Genomic DNA, 2171 nt, shown 5'->3' with positions numbered 1-2171 from the left:
TGAACGTTCGCGCCGGAACCACAACCAAACGACGTTGGGTCACCCGTCAGGGAACAACTAGGATTCTTGAGGCGAATACCGCCACCAAGGGTCATATCCGTAGTCCAGGTAGCTTTCAACTTATCATCGAATATCCTAAATTCTGCTGCATTTACTGCACTAACCGTCAAAAGAAAGGCGACAAGGCTTGTGGTGTGTAACGGAAATTTATTATTCATTGCTTCTCCCGATTTATCCTGATTAACGGTCACTGATACGCTGCAAGTTTTCGCTGGTGTAGTAGCCTTCCTTTAGCTGAGGAACGTTCGGCGAAAGAGCAGAATACCATCTGAAATCTTTGTTCCCGCCGAATGGAATTGCGTCGGTGAGCAGCCGGCCACTGTTAAAGTCGTACATGATCACTTGTGGGATCACGCATGCTCCTTCCAATTCCCATGCAGGAGCAGGAGATGACTCTTTGAATTTCCACAGCTGATTTTGAGCGTCGTAGTCTTCTCCGCCGACCGCGACCCACGAATCCTCATCCAGGTAGATGACCCTTTTTGGGTTCACATGGCGAATTCCTTGCTTCACGGTTCCCTCCACGACCCACACGCGGTGCAGCTCATACCGGCGGAACGCTGCATTGATGACGTTGGGTTGTACAAATACGTCTTTCAAACCTTTACGGAAATCGTACATGCCGAAAACGTTGTACGGAACCAGCATCTCCTTTTTCCCGACCAGTTTCCAGTTGAAACGATCGGGAGCGCCGTAGAGAATGTTCGTTTGATCTACGGCATATTGGTTCTCGTATCCCAGTTGTGGCGCGTCATAATCATAAGAAGGTAAGCGACGGACACGGCGCTGCCCGGTAAAATAATAGTAACTTTCGGTTGGTTTGCTCAGATAGAATCGTTGCACGACCGCCTGTCCGGATAGCGATGCTGGCTGGATATAGCCGTAGTAGAGGCCCTGATACATGGAGTCCGGCCCAGGTTTGTTCTCTCCTTTTTTGCTATTCGGCCAGAATTGCCATAGGTTGTAAATATTTACGATGTCTTTTTCGTTTCCTGGTGCTGGTGACACATAGGCAGTGGCCACTGGGTATTCTTGGGCCACACCTTGATACCGTACGAGATGGTTCCAGATGGCTTCAATTCCGCTTTTCGGAATGGGGAACGGCACGCCCGGTAGTGTCGCGCCTTCTAACGTCCATCCGTTGGTACCGATCTTCGCTTCAGCCGCATTTTTCTTGGTGTTTGCCTGAACATTGTCTGGGGTTTCGCAGCTGCGATGCGTTGGGTAAACGGGCATGGTGTACCCTTTCACTTCTTTGAGCATCTTAATCTGACCTGGCGACAGCTTATCAGCGTATTTGCTTACGTTCGAGGCATCGATAACATATAGGGGCTTCTCGTTCTTGTATTTGAAATAGTCGCCCCTAAATTTGCCGTACGCATATCCCGGCAATTGCGCGCTAACGCCGTCGTACGCCGGAATAGTGCCTTCTTTGTTGCCTTCGACCGTCGCGCCAGTTGACGTTAGTTCCTTTCCGAGCTGGTTTGGATCAGCACTGTATGCGCTGGAAGTCGCAAGCACGGAGACGACAGTTGTGACGAGACACGCAGTTTTTTTCTTGCACAGCATACATATTCTCCTCTTGGTAAAAACAAAATGGTTCACCTTCGGGCGATATCTGCCTTTCTTGGCGGCACCTAGTTGATCGGCCGGCAACATTGCCGCTCAGACGAGTTGCTTTGATTTCGATGCGAGCTTAGATTGCGCCGCTCGGTGCGGGAATTTGTCGTCACGTGGGTGAGCGATTCACATCCCATGTGCGGGCGGTTTGCTGTGTTCGAATTCGCGATCGAAAGCGTTGTAGCGATTCATCGGTACAACGTTTCACCGCTTGGCGCTGATTAGCGGCGTTACTGTACCCAACCTTTTGCGCTATCCGATTTAAGGACCAAGAGGTCTCTGCCAAGTAGTGCCGAGCTTGGTCTCCGCATACTTCAGCTACTAGCATGCTGAATCGCGTGTGCAGCTGCAGCAGCCGGCAGCGCATTGTTCGCAGGGGAAGCATTAGTTCGTGAGCAACTTCGGCTGACGTTATAAAGTGGACCCATCAGTCAAGACACTCAGCCGGCTAGTTTAAGCTGTGTCCGTTTCCGTTTCCGCTTCTGCAGCTG

Annotated in this window: 3 protein-coding genes; all 3 read right to left on the bottom strand. The window is 50.8% G+C overall.

Going from position 1 to position 2171, the window contains the following annotated elements; translation table 11 throughout:
* Positions 1–218 (bottom strand): DUF1302 family protein (locus QPK29_RS33370; RefSeq protein ID WP_400189959.1); only part of this gene is annotated, 218 nt, incomplete at its 3' end.
* Positions 219–240: 22 nt separating this feature from the next.
* Positions 241–1629 (bottom strand): DUF1329 domain-containing protein, encoded by a 1389-nt coding sequence (locus QPK29_RS33365; RefSeq protein WP_371772420.1) that lies wholly within the window; start codon positions 1627–1629, stop codon positions 241–243.
* Between the two features lie 160 nt (positions 1630–1789).
* Positions 1790–2065, bottom strand: coding sequence for a hypothetical protein (locus QPK29_RS33360; protein WP_371772421.1), 276 nt, complete (start codon positions 2063–2065; stop codon positions 1790–1792).
* Positions 2066–2171: the final 106 nt, after the last annotated feature.

It is taken from the genome of Massilia orientalis (assembly GCF_030411975.2).
Lineage (GTDB): Bacteria > Pseudomonadota > Gammaproteobacteria > Burkholderiales > Burkholderiaceae_D > Telluria > Telluria orientalis.
This window is presented reverse-complemented; position numbering and strand designations above follow the sequence as displayed.

Excerpts from the sequence above, each read along its gene's own strand:
- QPK29_RS33365 (WP_371772420.1), bottom strand. The coding sequence starts at position 1,629 with ATGCTGTGCAAGAAAAAAACTGCGTGTCTCGTCACAACTGTCGTCTCC.
- QPK29_RS33360 (WP_371772421.1), bottom strand. The coding sequence starts at position 2,065 with ATGCTTCCCCTGCGAACAATGCGCTGCCGGCTGCTGCAGCTGCACACG.